13 protein-coding genes are annotated in these 18,132 nt (G+C 53.4%); 2 read left to right on the forward strand and 11 right to left on the reverse strand.

The features are described from left to right. Window positions 1–157: 157 nt before the first annotated feature. Window positions 158–1,516 carry a sodium-dependent transporter gene (locus OCV69_RS03775; protein WP_158357748.1) on the forward strand — a complete coding sequence of 453 codons (1,359 nt, stop codon included), beginning with the start codon at window positions 158–160 and terminating at the stop codon, window positions 1,514–1,516. On the opposite strand, the gene OCV69_RS03780 is transcribed toward OCV69_RS03775, so the two are convergent. The 9 genes from OCV69_RS03780 to OCV69_RS03820 form a co-directional block, all read right to left on the reverse strand. Further along, entirely contained in the window at window positions 1,508–3,373 is a 1,866-nt protein-coding gene (locus OCV69_RS03780; RefSeq protein ID WP_022272500.1) for an alpha/beta hydrolase family protein, read from the reverse strand. The genes OCV69_RS03775 and OCV69_RS03780 overlap by 9 nt on opposite strands. Before the next feature lie 89 nt (window positions 3,374–3,462). Then, entirely contained in the window at window positions 3,463–5,067 is a 1,605-nt protein-coding gene (locus tag OCV69_RS03785) for a glutathione ABC transporter substrate-binding protein (protein WP_022272501.1), read from the reverse strand. A 107-nt stretch (window positions 5,068–5,174) separates the two neighbouring features. After that, window positions 5,175–7,154: an alpha/beta hydrolase family protein gene (locus OCV69_RS03790; protein WP_158357754.1), complete on the reverse strand. Its 1,980-nt coding sequence runs from the start codon at window positions 7,152–7,154 to the stop codon at window positions 5,175–5,177. Window positions 7,155–7,301: 147 nt separating this feature from the next. Then, on the reverse strand, window positions 7,302–8,255 hold the full coding sequence (locus tag OCV69_RS03795; protein WP_215653490.1) for an ABC transporter ATP-binding protein: 954 nt from the start codon (window positions 8,253–8,255) through the stop codon (window positions 7,302–7,304). Continuing rightward, window positions 8,255–9,262, reverse strand: a complete 1,008-nt coding sequence (locus tag OCV69_RS03800; protein WP_022272504.1) for an ABC transporter ATP-binding protein — start codon at window positions 9,260–9,262, stop codon at window positions 8,255–8,257. The genes OCV69_RS03795 and OCV69_RS03800 overlap by 1 nt, the downstream gene beginning before the upstream one ends. A gap of 15 nt (window positions 9,263–9,277) precedes the next feature. Continuing rightward, entirely contained in the window at window positions 9,278–10,174 is an 897-nt protein-coding gene (locus OCV69_RS03805) for an ABC transporter permease (protein WP_022272505.1), read from the reverse strand. 11 nt (window positions 10,175–10,185) lie between these two features. Further along, on the reverse strand, window positions 10,186–11,118 hold the full coding sequence (locus OCV69_RS03810) for an ABC transporter permease (protein ID WP_022272506.1): 933 nt from the start codon (window positions 11,116–11,118) through the stop codon (window positions 10,186–10,188). 117 nt (window positions 11,119–11,235) lie between these two features. Beyond that, complete coding sequence (locus OCV69_RS03815) at window positions 11,236–12,840, reverse strand: ABC transporter substrate-binding protein (protein ID WP_158357758.1); 1,605 nt, start codon at window positions 12,838–12,840, stop codon at window positions 11,236–11,238. Window positions 12,841–13,293: 453 nt separating this feature from the next. Then, window positions 13,294–14,571, reverse strand: coding sequence for an L-cysteine desulfidase family protein (locus tag OCV69_RS03820; protein ID WP_158357852.1), 1,278 nt, complete (start codon window positions 14,569–14,571; stop codon window positions 13,294–13,296). A 237-nt stretch (window positions 14,572–14,808) separates the two neighbouring features. Here OCV69_RS03820 and OCV69_RS03825 point away from each other — a divergent pair, with 237 nt between their 5' ends. Continuing rightward, window positions 14,809–15,690 (forward strand): LysR family transcriptional regulator, encoded by an 882-nt coding sequence (locus OCV69_RS03825; protein ID WP_158357760.1) that lies wholly within the window; start codon window positions 14,809–14,811, stop codon window positions 15,688–15,690. Here OCV69_RS03825 and OCV69_RS03830 read toward each other — a convergent pair. Both OCV69_RS03830 and OCV69_RS03835 read right to left on the reverse strand, forming a co-directional pair. Next, on the reverse strand, window positions 15,687–16,973 hold the full coding sequence (locus OCV69_RS03830) for an MFS transporter (protein ID WP_158357762.1): 1,287 nt from the start codon (window positions 16,971–16,973) through the stop codon (window positions 15,687–15,689). The genes OCV69_RS03825 and OCV69_RS03830 overlap by 4 nt on opposite strands. Window positions 16,974–16,988: 15 nt before the next feature. Then, on the reverse strand, window positions 16,989–18,047 hold the full coding sequence (locus OCV69_RS03835; RefSeq protein WP_158357764.1) for an oxidoreductase: 1,059 nt from the start codon (window positions 18,045–18,047) through the stop codon (window positions 16,989–16,991). Between the last annotated feature and the right edge of the window lie 85 nt (window positions 18,048–18,132).

Genomic DNA, 18,132 nt, shown 5'->3' on the forward strand with positions numbered 1-18,132 from the left:
TGAATTACAACCACGAACCCGCTAAAGAAACGCAAAAATATCGCAAAAAAACCAGCATTTCCGACAAATGCATCAACTACCGTTGCATTTTTTCCCTTTTTTTACTATCATAGTATGGCACGTTATCATGAAACAGTAATAAAGGGGGAATAAGAAAATGAAACGTGAAAGTTTTGGCTCCCGGCTTGGCTTTATCCTGGTCAGCGCCGGCTGTGCCATCGGCATCGGAAACGTATGGCGTTTCCCGTATGTGGCCGGAGAAAATGGAGGCAGTGTATTTGTGCTGTTCTACCTCCTGTTCCTGTTGTGTATGGGAGTTCCCGTACTGACCATGGAGCTGGCCGTGGGCCGCGCCAGCAGAAAGAGCGCCGTAAACGGCTATAAGGCCCTGGAAAAGCCCGGAAGTAAATGGCACATCCACGGCTGGTTCTGTATGCTGGGATGCTACCTGTTGATGATGTATTATACCACAGTCTCCGGCTGGATGATCAGCTACTTTTTTAAGTTCCTCACCGGAACCTTTCACGGACTGGACACGAAAGCCGTTTCCGGCGTGTTCGGCTCCCTTCTGGCCGATCCCATGGAGATGGGCCTCTGGATGGCTGTTACCGTCATCGCGGGCTTTCTGATCTGCAGCCTGGGTCTCAGAAACGGCCTGGAGCGGATCACCAAATGGATGATGGGCTGCCTCTTCGTCCTGATCCTGGTGCTGGCCGTCCATAGCATGCTGCTGCCCGGGGCAAAGGAGGGCCTGGCCTTCTACCTGCTCCCAGATTTTGAACGGGCTGCCCAGGTGGGCCTCCCCAACGTCATCACCGCAGCCATGAACCAGTCCTTCTTTACCCTGAGTCTGGGAATCGGGGCCATGGAGATCTTTGGAAGCTACATGGAAGAAAAACGGACTCTGGCCAGTGAATCCGTCAGCATCTGTATCCTGGACACCTTTGTAGCCCTGTCCGCAGGACTCATCATCTTCCCGGCCTGCTTCTCCTTCGGCGTACAGCCGGATTCCGGTCCGCAGCTGATCTTCGTCACCCTGCCCAACGTGTTTGCCAATATGGCCGGCGGACGGGTATGGGGAGCCCTGTTCTTCCTGTTCATGACCTTCGCCAGCTTCTCTACGGTCATTGCCGTATTTGAGAACCTGCTGGCCAGCTGCATCGACAATTTCGGCTGGGACCGGAAAAAAGCAGTCCTCATCAACTGTGTCCTCATTCTGGTATTAAGCCTGCCATGCGTACTGGGCTATAATGTCTGGAGCGATCTCCGCCTCATCGGTGGACGGGATGTTCTGGATACCGAGGACTTCCTGGTGAGCAATCTGCTGCTGCCTCTTGGCTCCCTGGTATATCTGCTGTTCTGCGTCACAAAATGGGGCTGGGATTTTGACAATTACCTGTCTGAAGCCAACAAAGGCGAGGGCATGAAAATGCCGGGAGGAAAGCTGGTTAAAAATTACTTCCGCTTTGTCCTCCCGGTACTGATCCTGGTGATCCTGATCCAGGGATTATTTTAAATACGTATCCAGCCAGCTCACGATCTCATTTAAGCGGCGCACCCTCTTTTTCGGCTTTCCAAGCCTGGAAACGCTGTGGTGCTCGCCGTGGATCATGAGCAGTCTTGCCGGAACCCCATGATATTTCAGTGCGGAAAACATCTGGACTCCCTCTGCTACCCAGCAGCGGTAGTCCTCATCGCACTGGATGATCAGGGACGGCGTCTTTACCCTGTCTGCATACTTTAAGGGCGAAAGCTCCCACATCTTATCATAATTTTCCCATACGTCCCCGCCCAGCTGGGTGGTATTGAACGCATATCCGATGTCAGTGGTGTTGGTCTTGGTGATCCAGTTGGCAATGCAGCACTGGGGCACAGCCGCCTTGAACCGGTCCGTATGGCCGATGATCCAGTTGGTCATAAAGCCGCCGTAGCTGATCCCCATGACGCCCAGACGGTCTCCGTCCAGGGCCGGATACTGCCTTAAGACCTCGTCTGTGAAGGCCATGAGCTGCTCATAGTCGATGGAGCCCTGCTTTGCCACGATATCCGCGAACGCATTGCCCCGGCCGTCGCTGCCTGTGGGATTCATAAAGAATACAAAATACCCCCGGGACGCGTAGACCTGGAATTCATGGCTGTATGTGGCCCCGTAGATGGCCTTGGGACCGCCATGGATGGTCAGGATGCCCGGATACGTTTTCTCCGTATCAGACGGGTCGAAGCCCACAGGCGGGATCACGAAGCCATCCAGCTCCAGTCCCTCATGGGTAAAGGTAAAATGGCGGATGGGGCTGACTTCCTTTTCCTTTAAGCAGCGGGCCGTAAAGTCCGTAAAGCACGTCTCCTTCCCGTTCTCCAGGCTGTAAACCTCCGAAAGCCCCTGGTCCCTCATGCCTGTAAACAGGATCCGGCCGCCGCAGATATCGAAGGACTCCACGGTACCAGCGCGGTCCGTCACAGCCGTTACGTTTCCATCCATGTCAAAGCATTGCAGCATCACGTCAGTCCCTACGGTGCTGTTTACATAGATCCTCCCATCCCGGCACATGCCCTCCTTCACGCTGTAATCGTAGCGGGCCAGCAGTCTGGGAGCCCCGTCCTCCAGCACATACAGATCCGGATTTTCATTGTAGCCGAACCGCTTCATATCAGAGCCTAAGAATTCCACCCGGCCATTCCGTCTGCACGCGTAGCTGATGGAAAACATCCCCTGGTCCAGATGGCGGATCACGGTGTCCGTCTCCTCCACATACTCATAAAGACCGTTCTGCGGAAGCTTTTTCCCGGTGTAGATATTGCAGGTAAAAAATACGGTCCCATTCTCAGCCCAGAAGGCCTCCACCTGGCCATATTCCGGCGACAGGACTCTGGCCTCTCCGGTCTTAAGATCATACCGGTACAGCCGGTCCCGGACCTTATTGACGATCCCCACACCGTTGCTCCAGAAGGGGATCTCGTCGAAGACCTCATAATCCTCTTCCTTTTCATAATAATGTTCATGGACCAGGCAGTACAGGATCCCGTTCTGGCACCGGATCTTTCTGGTGCCCTTGGGAAGGGTCCCGCAAAGCTCGGCCTCGCCTCCGGCAACGGAAATCCTGTAAAGCAGAGCTTCTCCCTTCCTGTCTTTTTCCCTGTTTCCCACAAAGAAAAGCTGCTCCCCGTCCTCCCAGGCAAAGCTCTTCTCCTTTTTTCCACTGGTCAGCTTCCGGACGGTCCCATTTTCCACATCCACCACCTGAAGCCAGGAATGGTAGCAGTTTTCCTCCCCATCCGGCTTCGTCACCACAAAGGCCCCGAAGCGGCCATCTGGAGACAGCTGGAGCCCGGACGGCGCCTCCTGGTCAATAAAATCCTGGATCTCTGTTCTCATGCTGATTCCTCCCATACATATGGTATAAAAAAGCAGGCCTCCGCAGCGTTTCCGCCGGAAAGCCTGCATTTTTTACTGGTTTGCAGTTTTTATTTTTCGTAGTACAGATTTTCGTAATGGTTTGCAGACGACGGATGGAGCACAAAGCCCTTTAAGTCTGCCCGGATACCCGTACAGGTGGTTCCATAGAACAGGCATGCCCACGGAGCGTCGTCGTTGATCTTCTGCTGGATCTCCTTATAAAGCTCCATACGCTTGGCGTTGTCGGACTCCTTCTGGGCCTGCTCGATCAGCGTATCCACCTCCGGATTGCTGTAAAACGCACGGTTTCCGGTGGCTCCGAAGTTCTTTGTATGGAACAGCGGGAAAATGCTGGCATCCGGATCCATGGTGGCGTTGGACCAGCTGCTGATGAACATATCGTGCTCGCCCTTATTGATGGCGTCTAAGAATGCGCCCCACTCATAAAGCTGGATATCCACCTCGATGCCGATCTCCAGAAGCTGGGCCTGGATGATCTGGGCCTCACGGTTTCTCACATCGCCGGATGCAAACAGGGTGGTCTTAAAGCCGTCCGGATAACCTGCCTCTGCCATCAGGGCCTTGGCCTTCTCCAGATCCTGGGAATAGCCGGTGATCTCCTCGCTGTAACCCGGGATATTGACGTTCATGACGCTGTTGGCCACCTGGCCTCTGCCCTCCAGGACCACGTCGATGATCTCCTGCTGGTTTAAAGCGTAGTTGATGGCCTGGCGTACCTTGGGATCGTTGAAGGGCTCCTTCTCACAGTTCATGGCCAGATACTCCACAGAAACAGAGGTCTTTTCCAGAGCCATGAGTTCCTTATTGGCCTTTACATTCTGCACGTCTGTGGCGTCCACGGAAATGGACATGTCGATCTCGCCGGTCTCCAGGGCGATGGTCCTGGCTCCGCCCTCGGGCATGATCCTTAATGTCAGGCTGGTGGTCTTTCCAGGTCCCTTGAAGTAATCGTCGAACCGCTTTAAGCTGTAATGGTCATTGGGCACCCACTCCACAAACTGCATGGGGCCTGTGCCGATGGGATTCTCCCAGAATGCGTCGCCCTGGGCGGTCACAGCGGCCTCGGGCACGATGCTGGTACCCGTATGGCTCAGCGCAGCCAGTAACGGCGCGTAAGGCTCTGCCAGATGAAGGGTCAGATTGTGATCATCCTCCACAGTGATACTGTCGATCTGCTCCACATACTGCTTGACACGGGGCATTTCCTTGGCCCGCTCCAGACTGAATTTCACATCGCTGGCCGTACAGTCGGTGCCATCGTGGAACTTGACGCCCTCATGGATCTTGAATTTCCATTCCGTATCGGAAACCTGCTCCCAGCTCTCGGCCAGATCGCCTACGATCTCAGAATTTTCATCGATCTCAATGAGACGGCTGTAAATGTGGCGGTGGGCAATGGAGGATGTGGTGTCGTTGGTACCCATGGGATCCAGGGTCTTGATATCCGACTTTCCAGCGATCACGATATCACTTTTTCCAACCTCTCCGGAGCCTTCCCCTGTTCCTGTGGGCGCTGCGGCGGCTGCATCCCCTGCGTCTGCGGATGCGGCTGCCTGGGTGCTCCCGTCTTCCCCGGAGTTTCCGCAGGCACTCAGCGCCAGTACGGCAGCTGCTGCCAGTGCGGCCATTGCCTTCCATCTGTTCTTCTTCATTTTTGTAGAACCTCCCTTTTTTGTTATACCCATCGGAGCTGCCGGAAATGGCCGTGCCCAGATTCCCTTGGGATCACGCTTCCCGACAGCTCCGGAGTTTTCCCCTTTTAATTCAGATATTTATCGAACCAGTCCATCATCTCCTGCATCCTGCGGATCCTGTGGGTGGGCTTTCCGGATCTGGACAGTTCATGGTTTTCCCCATGGAACAGGCACAGTCTTGCATCTACCCCGAAATACTTAAGGGCAGAGAACATCTGGATGGCGTCTCCCATCCAGCAGCGGTAGTCCTCGTCCGACTGGATGAACAGGGTGGGCGTCTTTGCCATGTTGGCATATTTCAGCGGAGAATGGGACCACATCTTCTCCGGATTTCCCCACGGATCGGCCTTGATCTGATCCATGTTGAAGTAGTATCCGATATCTGTGGTCATGCACTTGGAGATCCAGTTGGAGATGCTTCTCTGGGAAGCAGCCGCCGCGAATCTCGTGGTGTTTCCGATCACCCAGTTGGTCATAAATCCGCCGTAGCTTCCGCCCATAACTCCCAGGCGCTTCTCATCGATCTGCGGATACCGCTTTAATACCTCGTCGGTCACAGCCATACAGTGCTCAAAGTCGATGCTGCCGTGTCTTCCGGACAGGTCTGCGAAATCATTGCCGCGTCCGTCGCTGCCTAAGGGGTTCGTATAGAATACGAAGTAGCCGGCATTGGCAAATACCTGGTTCTCATGGAAGAAGGTGGGAGCAAAGGTGGCTCTGGGGCCGCCGTGGATGGTCAGGATGCCCGGATACGTCTTATTGGGATCATAATCCAGCGGCTTGATCACATAGCCATCCAGCTCCAGTCCCTTGTATGTAAAGGTAAACTCCTCCACCGGAAGGACGGAACGCTCTGCCATGATCTCGTCGTTGAAGGAGGTCAGCTTTTCCTCCTCTTTTCCGTCAAAGCAGTAGCACTCGGTCAGTCCCATTTCTCTCATGCCGGTGAAGTATACCTTATCCCCGCACAGGCTTAAGGTATGGAGGCTTCCCTGACGGTCAATAAGTGTCTCCAGATTGCCGTTGGCATCAAATCTTCTGAGAGCCGTGTTCTTTCTTAATGTAGTCAGGAAATAAATGTATTTGTCATCGTGTACAATGGCCGGGCCGTCGGCAAATTTGCAGTCGCAGCAGATGCTGTTGTGGATACTGTCATCGTAATCGGAAAGCAGCTCCACCTTGCCGTTCTCCACTGTATACAGCTTGTCGTTTTCATTGAAGCCGTACTCCTTCATATAAGAAGCGAAGAAGGTCACCTTGCCGTTTAAGATGCAGGCATAGTCGATGCTCATATCTCCCTGCTCCACCAGAGTCTCCACCTTGTCCTCGGAGATGGTATACATCTTAAGGCCCTCGTATACATCCTTCTTATCTGTATAATGGCTGGAAATGAAAAGGACCTTGTTTCCTTCCTCAGTCCAGAAGCCCTCCACATTGTCATACTCCGGGCTTACGATCTTTGCATCGCCGGTCTCCATATCATACACAGCCAGACGGGTCCTCTTCTTATTTACGATCCCCTGTCCGTTGGCCCAGAACGGAAGCTCATCAAAGACCTCATAATCCTTTTCGTCCTTCCATGCCTTCAGGGCCTCTTCCTTCTCTTCCCCTTCCATATGGGCAAAATCCGGTTTGTTGTAGTCATACTTTACTCCCAGGACCAGCTTCGTCCCGGCCAGCTGCATTTTTGTCACCTTATACGGAACCGCAAAGGCAAACTGGGCCTCTCCGCCGTAAATACTGATCTTATAAAAGCAGGTCCAGTCCTCTCCGTCCTTTACCTTTTTCGCATACTCCTTCTCTCTGTCAGAGGTGAAAAGAAGCGTTTCATTATCCAGCCAGATAAAAGTGCGTTCCTTTTTCCCACTGGTGAGCTTTCTCGTTTTTTTGCTCTCTGTGTCATGGATCCAGAGGCAGGAATCGTATGTATTATCCTTTTCGTTGGCATTTACTACCGCAATGGCAGCATGCTTTCCGTCGGGAGAAGCGGTGATCCCTGTGGGGTAATTGTAGAACGTAAAGTCATTGATTCCGATCTTTTTCATGTTCTGGTCTCCTTCTTTAAATGATTTTACTGTTTCCGGTTCAACGCAATAAAGCAGCCTGGCATAAAAACAGCCATCTGGCCGTTTCTGCCTGTGTGGACAGGAAACAAGCCCTCTGCATTATACCATGCCGAGGGCTTCCTTTCACTATTTTTCCGTCAGATGGCATGCAACAAAGTGATCTTTCTCGATCTCCACCAGCTTGGGCTCCTCGGTCCGGCAACGGTCTGTGGCATACGGACAGCGGACAGCAAACCGGCAGCCCGGCTTCGGGTTGATGGGGGAGGAGATCTCACCCTTTAACATAACTCTCTGTCTCTTCTTCCTGAGACTGGGCACCGGGATCGCAGACAGCAGGGCCTTGGTATATGGATGGACCGGATTATCGAATAAGGTCACAGACGGAGCCTTCTCGATCAGCTGCCCCAGGTACATAACAGCGATATCATTGGCAAAATGGTTTACGACCGAAAGGTCATGGGTAATAAAGATATAGGTCAGTCCCATCTGCTCCTGAAGATCCTGCATCAGATTCAGGATCTGGGCCTGGATGGAAACGTCCAGGGCAGACACAGGCTCGTCACAGATGATCAGCTTGGGCTCCATGGCCAGGGCGCGGGCGATGCCGATACGCTGACGGCGGCCGCCATCCAGCTCATGAGGGTAGGTGTTGATCAGACGGTCTGCCAGTCCAACGACCTCCATCAGCTCATGAACGCGCTCTGCCCTCTTTTTGGCATCCGGGATCAGCTTCTGGAGCTTTAAGGGCTCTCCGATGATCTCACTGACAGTTTTACGGGGATCCAGGGACGCATAGGGGTCCTGGAAGATCAGCTGCATCTCCCGCCTTAAAAGGCGCATCTGCTCTTTGTTTTTCTTTGTTATATCCTCGCCGTTGAAGATCACCTCGCCGGCGGTGGGCTCGATCAGACGGAGGATCGCACGGCCAGTGGTGGATTTTCCACAGCCGGACTCTCCTACGATTCCCAGGGTCTTTCCGCGTTCCAGTGTGAAGCTGACGTCGTCAACCGCATGAAGGGTTCCCTTGGGAGTATTAAAATATTTCTTTAAGTGTTTTACTTCCAGGATCGTGTCGGACATCACTGCACACTCCTTTCAATCTTAAATCCAGGCTCGTCGTATCTGGAGCAGCGTACATAGTGGGTATCGCTGACCCATTTCATCTCCGGACGGGCTTTTGTACATGCCTCTGTGCAGTATTTGCAGCGGGGGGCAAAGCAGCAGCCCTTGGGAAGATCTGTGGGGTCTGGCATCAGACCCGGGATCGGCTGGAGACGGTGGCGTCTCTCTTCGATGTTGGGAAGGGAGCCGAACAGTCCCTCTGTATACGGATGGAGCGTGCGTTCAAATACGTCCTCCAGGGTTCCGTGCTCAACGATCTGACCGGCATATACTACGGATACCTCATCGCATACCTCTGCGATGATCCCCAGGTCGTGGGTGATCATGATCATGGCGGAGCCGAACTTCTCTCTCAGCTCCTTCATGGTCTCCAGTACCTGGGCCTGGATGGTCACATCCAGAGCCGTGGTAGGCTCGTCGGCGATCAGAAGCTTCGGGTTGCAGGCCAGGGCCATGGCGATGACCACACGCTGCTTCATTCCGCCGGAGAACTGGTGGGGGTACTCGCCGTAACGCTCTTTGGGGATCCCTACCACCTCTAACATCTGGCCAGCCTTGTCGGCGGCCTCTTTTTCACTGATATTTTCATGGAGCCCGATTACCTCGGCGATCTGCTCGCCGACTGTAAGCACCGGGTTTAAGGATGTCATGGGATCCTGGAAGATCATAGATACCAGGTTTCCGCGGATGGACTCCAGATCCTTCTGGGGAAGATTTAAAATATCCTTTCCATCCAGAGTGATGGAGCCGTTTTTGATGACTCCCGGCGGGTCCGGAACCAGGCGCAGGATGGAAAGGGCCGTGGTGGTCTTTCCGGAGCCTGTCTCTCCTACCAGTCCCAGGGTCTTGCCGTATTCCAGCTGGATATCCAGACCGTTTACGGCCTCAACGGTTCCGTCGTCGGTTTCATAATGGATCACAAGATCCTTAATATCAAGAATCAGGTCTTTTTTATTTTCTGCCACTGTTCCTGTCCTCCCTTATTTCTTTAACTTCGGATCCAGTGCATCACGCAGTCCGTCGCCTAAAAGGTTCAGGGACAGGATCGTGATGATGATCGCGATACCCGGGAAAATCGTCAGATGCGGCGCATTTCTCAGATATGCGCGGCCGCCGGAAAGCATTGCGCCCCACTCCGGCGTGGGCGCCTTTACGCCCAGTCCCAGGAAGCTTAATCCGGAAGTGGAAAGGATCGCGGACGCTACCTTTAAGGATACCTGTACGATGATGGGTGCCATACAGTTGGGGATAATATGTGAGAGGATGATCTCAAAGTTATTGGCCCCGATACATTTTGCCGCCTCCACGAACTCCTGGTCCTTTACGGTAAGGACGGAGGCACGGACGATCCGCGCGTAGCCGGGAAGGGACGATATTGCGATGGCCAGCATCAGGTTGATGATACTGGGTCCCAGAGCGGATACAATGGTAATGGAAAGCAGAAGGCTGGGTACTGCCAGCAGGATATCCATAAAACGCATGATCACGTTGTCGATGGTGCCGCCGTAGAAACCGGCCGCTGCGCCAAGGCTTCCGCCCAGGACCAGGGAAATGGACACTGCCACAACGCCTACGCTTAAGGATACTCTGGAGCCGTGTACCAGACGGGCCAGGATATCACGTCCGAATTCGTCGGTTCCCAGCCAGTGCTCTGCGCTGGGGCCCTGGAGACGGATCTGGGTATTCTGCTTGATAACAACTGTATCATAGTCAAACAGCACGTCTGCAAAAATCGAGATCAGGACCAGGAAGACCACTACTGTAAGTCCGATCATGGCCATTCTGTTCTTTTTTAAACGCCGCCACGTCTCTTTAAACTGACCACGCTTCTTGGTGGCCGTGCCAGCCTGTGCGGCGCTGTTGTTCGTCGTTGCCATACGCTGCCTCCTTATTTCTTCTTATACTGTGCTTTGATCCTCGGATCGATATACGCATAGAGCAGGTCCACGATCAGGTTGATAACGCTGAACGTGATCGTCAGCATGACGATACATCCAAGAACCATGGGGGCGTCCTTACTCTTAATGGAGTCTACCACCAGACGGCCAACTCCCGGCCATGCGAATACCGTCTCTGTCAGCGTTGCACCGCCTAAAAGAGAACCAAACTGAAGGCCGATAACGGTAACAACGGGGATCAGGGCATTCTTTAAGGCATGCTTCCGGATCACAGTCTTTTCCGGAACACCTTTTGCCCTGGCTGTACGGATATAGTCCTGACGGATAACCTCCAGCATGGAGGAACGGGTCATACGGCAGATAAGGGCCGCATCGCCGGTTCCCAGGGTAATGGCAGGCATGATATAACTCTTCCATCCGCTCATACCGCCCGAGGGAAGGATCCCCAGATTCAGCGAGAACACGATGATGAGCATTAAGCCCAGCCAGAAGTTCGGCGTCGCCACACCTAAAAGGGCTGCGACCATTCCCACGTTATCCACAGCGCTGTACTGCCTGGTGGCGCTGATGATACCGATGGGAAGAGCGATGGCTACGGCCACCAGGATAGACCAGAAGGCCAGCTTCGCTGTATTGGGGAAAGAAGACATGATGGTCGTAAATACGGGACGCTTTGTGGAATAGGATACGCCCATGTCGCCATGGAGAAGGTTCCACATATATTTTCCGTACTGGACGATCACGGGCTTATCAAGGCCCAGGTCTTTTCTGACTGCTTCGATGGTCTGGGCATCTGCGCCCTCTCCTGCGATGATCGCAGCGGTATCGCCTGGTGACAGGCTTAAAATGAAGTAAACCATAAAGGTAACACCTATGAGAACCGGGATAAGCATTACCAGACGTTTCAGTATGTACCTGCTCATTTATACCTTCCATTCCGCCGCTAAACGGCTTTTTTCTGATAATTATGTCTTTTTTAATGGGGGCAGGTCCAGGACCCGCTCCCCATCTCAGTTTTTATTCAATTTTTGAAAAAGCGATTACTTTGCGTAATGGCAGTTGCCCAGATAGTGGCTTGCGCCCTTGTGGAGCTTGAAGCCCTGTAAGTCTGCGCGGACGCCTACGTTGTCGTTCTTATAGTAGAATGGGCACCACGGAGACAGATCGTGAAGGTAGATCTGAAGCTCTTTATAGTATTCCATACGCTTTTCGTTATCATTCTCCTGGGCCGCTTTCATAATCAGTTCATCCACAGTAGCATCCGTCATGAACGCACGGTTTCCGGTGGCTCCATGATTGGAAGAATGGAATAACTGGTACGTACTTCCGTCAGCATCGAACGTGCCGTTGGACCATCCAAGGATGAACATTTCGTGCTCGCCTGCATTTAATGCATCCAGGAATGCGCCCCATTCCATTGTGGAGATATCTACAGTGATGCCGATCTCAGCCAGCTGCGCCTGTACCATCTGTGCGGAACGGGTACGAACGTCTCCGTTTACCCAGAGCTGGCAGGAGAAGCCGTCGGGATATCCAGCCTCAGCCATAAGCTCTTTTGCCTTTTCCGGATCGTAGGGATAAGCCTCTACCTCGTCGGTCCAGCCAGGGATCGTATTATTGATATAGCTGTTGGCAACGGTTCCGCGGCCTTCTACGATGGTATCCACTAATGCCTGCTTGTCGATTGCGTAGTTGATGGCCTGACGGACTTTCTGATCCTTAAAGTGCTCTTTTGTCACATTCATGCCCAGATACTCGATGGAAGAGGACGGCTGGGATAAAAGCTTCACATCGGAATTTGCCTCGATGTTGGAGCAGTCAGTAGGGTCCACGTTCCATACCAGATCAACCTCACCAGTCTCCAGGGCAATGGCGCGGGCGCTGCCCTCGGGGATCACACGGCAGGTAATGGATGTGGTAATTGGCTCCTCCCCCCAGTAATTGGCGTTCTTCTCCAGTGTATAATGATCGTTGGGAACCCATTCCTTTACAGTGAATGGACCGGAACCAACCGCATTATCTGCATCGCCGTAGGCCTCGCCGGCTGCTGTCACGGCCGCTTCCTGCACGATACTTAAGTTGGAGTTTGCAACGATGGATTTGAACGGAGCATAAGGTTCTGTTAATTTGATCGTTACCTGGTGCTCGTTGTCCACAACTACTTCTTTCACCTTGGAAGTATTGCTCTTTGTCTTCGGCATATTCTTTGCACGGTCAAAGGTAAATTTAACGTCGTTGGCTGTCACCGGAGTCCCATCGGACCATACGGCATCTTCTCTCAGCTTGAACACAAAGTCTGTATCATTCACCAGCTCATAGCTCTCTGCCAGGTCCGGAACCAGCTCTCCCTCGTCGCTGATATCAAGCAGCGTGCTGTATACGTGCTTGATGATCACGGATGTGGTAGTGTCCTGCTGGCCTGCCGGGTCCAGGGTCACGATATCTGCGCCCATGGCAAAAGTAATATCGGTCTTTCCAACCTCGCCGGAACCGGAAGCTGCCGCATCTCCGCCAGCTGCTGCGGAGCCGGTGTCTCCTCCGGCTGCTGCGGTCGTTTCATTTCCGCCGCCACCGCCGCATGCCGTAAGGACCATCGTGGCTGCAAGAGCTGCTGCCGCTGCTCTGACTGCATTTCTTTTTCTCATAAATGTAATCCTCCTTTTTATAGTAATACCGTTTTCTTATGGCATTAATCATATCAGTATTGCACAATTTTGTCAATATTTTTATACATATATTGTATTCTTTTGCATGTTTTTCACAATCTCGCGCCTCCTGTATAGTGCATTTACTATACTAAAATGATACTTTTTCAACAAGTATTGTGTCTTTTGTATATCGCCTCCCCAGGATTTTGGCCATCCTGGCTATACACCGTTTTCCGGTCTGTCCTCTCTCCTGCGGCAGACTCCCTCTTCCTCCCCAGGTCGGTCCCAAACAGAGATGCTTCATGCCGCAGGACACGCTTTCTTGCAGCACGAAAACAGCGGGGCCCATCCGGGGCTCCCGCTGTCTGCCGCATCCATATTCTTTTTACTTACAGGTCCGATCCAGGCGTCCAGGCACCCGGCCCTAGTATCCTCCAGGCACGGTCCCCTTTAGCACTCGATCATGATACTGATGATCTCTTCATTGGTCTTTTTCATTCCGTCCTTGGCGAGACGGCCCACGTTCTGGATGGTGTTCTCCACACCCTTCTTTACGATGCCGTCGCCGCCATAGAACTGCTGGCCTTTGACGTACATATTATAGCCTAAGATGGCCGCGTCCACAGACTCTGCGATCTTGGCTGCGCAGGAGGCCTTGGCTCCGTCACAGACCATGCCGGAAATAACGGCCAGCGCATTGACCACCGTGTGAATCACGGCATCAAAGTCTCCGCCGTTTAAGTAAGCAATACCGGCTCCCGCACCCGCGCCTGCACTGACCGCGCCGCAGAAGGCAGAAAGACGGCCGATGGGCGTTTTCTGGTGAATCGTGGTCAGGTTGGAAAGAGCTAGGGCCCGGTACATCTTTTCCTCACCTGCATTCAGCTCTTTCGCATAGACGATCACCGGAACAGAGGCTGTGATCCCCTGGTTTCCGCTGCCGGAATTGATGATCACCGGCAGCTCGCAGCCGTTCATTCTGGCATCAGACCCGGCCGCTGCCCAGGCTCTGGCCCTGGTACGGATGTCATCACCGTTCATGGCTAAAAGCACAGATCCGATGTTTGCGCCGTAATTGCCCTTTAAGCCCTCTTCTGCAATGGCCATGTTGCAGCGGATCTGGGGATCCAGCACATGCTTTAAGTCCTCCACATCCACAGTATTGATGAAGTCCCAGATATCTTCCATATTTAATAAGGAACGGTCCGTGAGGCCCTCGTTTGTCTCGCCCTCCACCGGCACCTCCTTTAAGATCTCACCGTTCTTCTCGATCAGTACGATGTTGGTATGGAAGTTGACGATCCGGACTCTGGACCATGTTTCCCCTTTATATAAGGTAACGACGATCTCAAATGTAAAGCCATTGTCCACATGTTCCACGGAAATAGGCGTTTTTTCCAGGAACTCCTTCATTTCCGCGATTGCTTCCTTCTCTACGCTGGCGATCACCTCCAGCTCCTTGTCCGGATCCCCGGCCACGATACCAGCCGCAGCCGCAGCCGGAATGCCCTTTAAATGATTTGTGTTGGGCACGATCACCGATTTCACGTTCTTGATGATGCTTCCGCTGGCTCCGATCACCACCTTATCCGGCAGTTCTCCCAGCACCTTTCTGGCCACAGCAGCCGCATATGCCAGAGCGATGGGCTCTGTACAGCCCATGGCCGGTCTTAACTCCTCCTCCAGGATCTTAATGTAGGCATTGTACTTTACATTGGTCTTTTCCATGGTCATTCCTGTCCTTTCTTCTTATGGATCCGCTCTCCCCCGGCGGCAGAAACAAACGGACCCGAACTCCTTCTGGCCCCAGTCTTATAAATCAGCATATCATAAGAAATGATAAAAGTAAAATTTAATGTTTTAAATATATTATTAAAATATTTTTATCGTTTACTTGCATTCCCCTTCTCCATCCTGTATGATAGCCCCAGGAACAAAAAACAAAGATCTGCAAAGGATAACGCCATGGAATTACGCGAGATCGCCGCCTTCCTCCAGGTGGCACAGCTAAAGAGCTTTTCAAAGGCCGCCCGGGCCCTGGGCTATTCCCAGGCGGCGGTCACCATCCAGATCAAGCAGTTAGAACAGGAGCTGGGGATCCATCTGTTTGACCGCATCGGAAAACAGACCATCCTGACCCATCAGGGCATGGTCTTCTATGACCATGCCGCCGCCGTCATGCGGGAGATCTCCTGCGCCAGGGCCGCAGTGACCGAAAGCCAGGAGCTGACCGGGGCCCTGACCATCGGGACCATCGAATCCATCTGCGCCTCCATCTTCCCGGATCTTATGGAGGCCTTCCATAAGGCCCACCCAAAGGTAAAGGTCAGCATGGTCCTGGACTCCCCGGACGTGCTTCTGGACCGGATGAACCACAACGCCATCGACTTCGTGTACCTTCTGGATCAGAAGATCTACGACCACCGCTGGGTCAAGGTCCTGGAGGAGCCGGAGGACATTGTCTTCGTGGCCTCGTCTGCCCATCCCCTGGCTGGCCGGAAAGCCCTGGAGCTTAAGGAGCTCCTTCCGGAGCCCTTTCTCTTAACTGAAAAGGACGCCAGCTACCGGTTTGTTCTGGACCGGTATCTGACGTCCATGGATCTGCGGATCGAGCCGTTTTTAGAAATTGGAAACACGGAATTTATCATCCGCCTGTTGAAAAACAATGCCGGGATCTCCTTTCTTCCGGAGTTTTCCATTAAAAACGAAATATCGGCAGGACATCTGGCCGTCCTGCCGGTAAAGGATTTTCATATGCATATCTGGCGTCAGATCCTCTATCACAAGGATAAATGGGTCACCAGGGAGATGGACGCCTTCATCCGCCTGGCCCAGGAAGCACCCTAAGCCTTTTTTTCTGCCCTCAGGCTCCGGCCCCCGGCCCACACCAGGGCCAGGGTGATCACAAGGAGAAGGCCGCTGACTCCGATGGTCAGATCGTAGCTTCCGGTGAGATCATAAAATTTTCCAAACCAGGTATTAAAGGGAGACACCAGAAGAGTCCCGAACATGGTCACATAGGAATAGGCCGTCCCATAATCCTCGCCTTTCCAGAACAGCTTACAGAACAGCGGAGCCATTACGGAGGACAGGGGAGGCGTGATCCCGTAAAGGAGGGCTCCCGCCATGACGCTGGCCGGAAGTCCCAGGAGCAGAAGGACATGGCCGATCTCTGACACCAGGATCGAAAGCTCAAAGGTACGGACCGCCCCGAACACGTCGCTGGCCTTTCCAAGAAACAGCTTGCTGGACATGTTCCCAAGGAGCGCCATGGTGGTCATCATGGCCGCTGCAGTCATGGGAAGGCCCGCATCCAGGCCGCAGGAGGTCAGGAACATGTTCAGATAAGAGCCGGCCAGGGCTCCCGCATAGGCCAGAAGCGCCAGGTAAAAGACCGGCTGCTTTGCCAGGGATGCCAGGGAAAGTCCCTTTTCCGGACCAGCCGCTGCGGCTGACGGACCATTCTTTCTGACATCCGGCCTTTCTCCGGAAGCAGCCGCTGTTTCCGGAAGCTCCTCCGCCCCATAGGGGAGCATCCCCTTATCCGACGGCCGGTTCCTTAAGACAAACAGGGAGACCGGAAGGATCAGGACGATGCTGGCCGCCCCGATGATCCCGTAGCTGGCCCGCCAGCCCAGGGCCGGGATCATAAAGCCCAGGGCGCTGCTCCCCATCATGCCCATGAGGCCGGAAAATGCGGCGGAGATCCCCACAGCCATTCCTGCCTTTTTGTGGAACCAGTTATTTAAAAGGATGGGGGCCGCGATCATGCACAAAAATGAGGACGCGATCCCCTGGATCATACCGGCCGCATACCACTGCCACAGCTCTGTGAAGGTCCCCATGGCCATATTGGAGACGCCGAACACCACTGCCGCCGCGCTGATGACCGCACGCACGTCCAGCTTCTGGAAGCTCTTCGCCACAAATGGAAGGACCAGAGCAGAGCTTATGGAATAAAGCATCCGGTAAAACGTAAATTTCCCCATCTCAAATCCCAGATCCTGGCACACCGGAGAATAAAACACCCCGGAGCAGTTATTGATCAGTCCCAGGCTGGCTCCCTGCATGATACAGCAGCCAGCCAGGATGAACCAGGCATAATGGATCTTTTTTCTTCCCTTTTCCATGTCCGTAAGACTCCCCTATCTCTTTCTGTTAAAAAGCAGCTTCCCGGCACACTGATCCGGATCCGACCGCCACATACACGTTTTGCAGTACAGGCATTTCCCCGGGTCCCGTCCCGCCTTCACATCGCTGGCCCAGTTATAATTCACTAAAACGCCGCGGCCGATGTTGACCATATCCGCCCCGGTCTGACTGAGAACGGCCTCTGCCGTCTCCCCGTCCTGGATTCCGTACACAGCAAAAACAGGAACCGACACCGCGGCCCTGATCCGTTCTGCCCCGTAAATGGCCTCTGCAAAGGGATAGCCCTGCGGCTTCTCACGCACAGCTTCCTTATCAAAGCCATAGGACACGTTTATAAAGTCGATGCCCATGGCCTCCAGCTTTTTAGCATGGGCCACACCGTCGGAAATTTCCGGCTCAAAGGCCCCCAGACGGATCCCCACCACAAATTCCGGCGGCGTCACCTTCCGGATCCCGTCGATGATATTTTTTACGATCTGCATATCTTCCGCATTATACAGATCTGTCCTCCGGTTCACCCGGCGGTTAAAAAACTGGCACAGCAGGTAATTGTGGCAGCCATGGAGCTCCACGCCGTCGTAACCGGCCTCATATGCCCTTCTGGCTGCTTCTATGAAATCCCCTTCGATCTTCTGGATCTCCTCCACAGAAAGCTCCCGCCCATGGCGCTCCCTTCCCTTAAAGACCAGGGAATAATCACTGGGACATACGGGATCCTCTGTTTCAGACACCACCCCGGCGTGGTGGATCTGTAAAAGCAACGGGACGTCCTCTCCGTGGACTGCCTCCACGATCCGCTTAAGCCCCAGCACATGGGCATCGCTCCAGATCCCCAGCTGGTCCCGGCTTAAACGGCCATTTTCGCTGACACAGGTGGCCTCCTGGATGATGAGCCCAGGTCCTCCCTTTGCCATGGCCCGGTAATGCTCCACGTTCTTATCCACCACCATGCCGCTTTCATCACTCCATCCGAAGCAGACCATGGGCGGCACGCAGATCCGGTTCTGGATCTCCAGATTTTTCAGCTTCCATGCAGTAAATAATCGTTCCATTTTCCCCTTCCTTTCCATATATTCATATCGGTCATAACTTAAAATTATATTATATCACATTTTTCGCATTTTTCATAGATTTTTT

The organism is Alitiscatomonas aceti, from assembly GCF_025567195.1.
GTDB lineage: Bacteria > Bacillota > Clostridia > Lachnospirales > Lachnospiraceae > Alitiscatomonas > Alitiscatomonas aceti.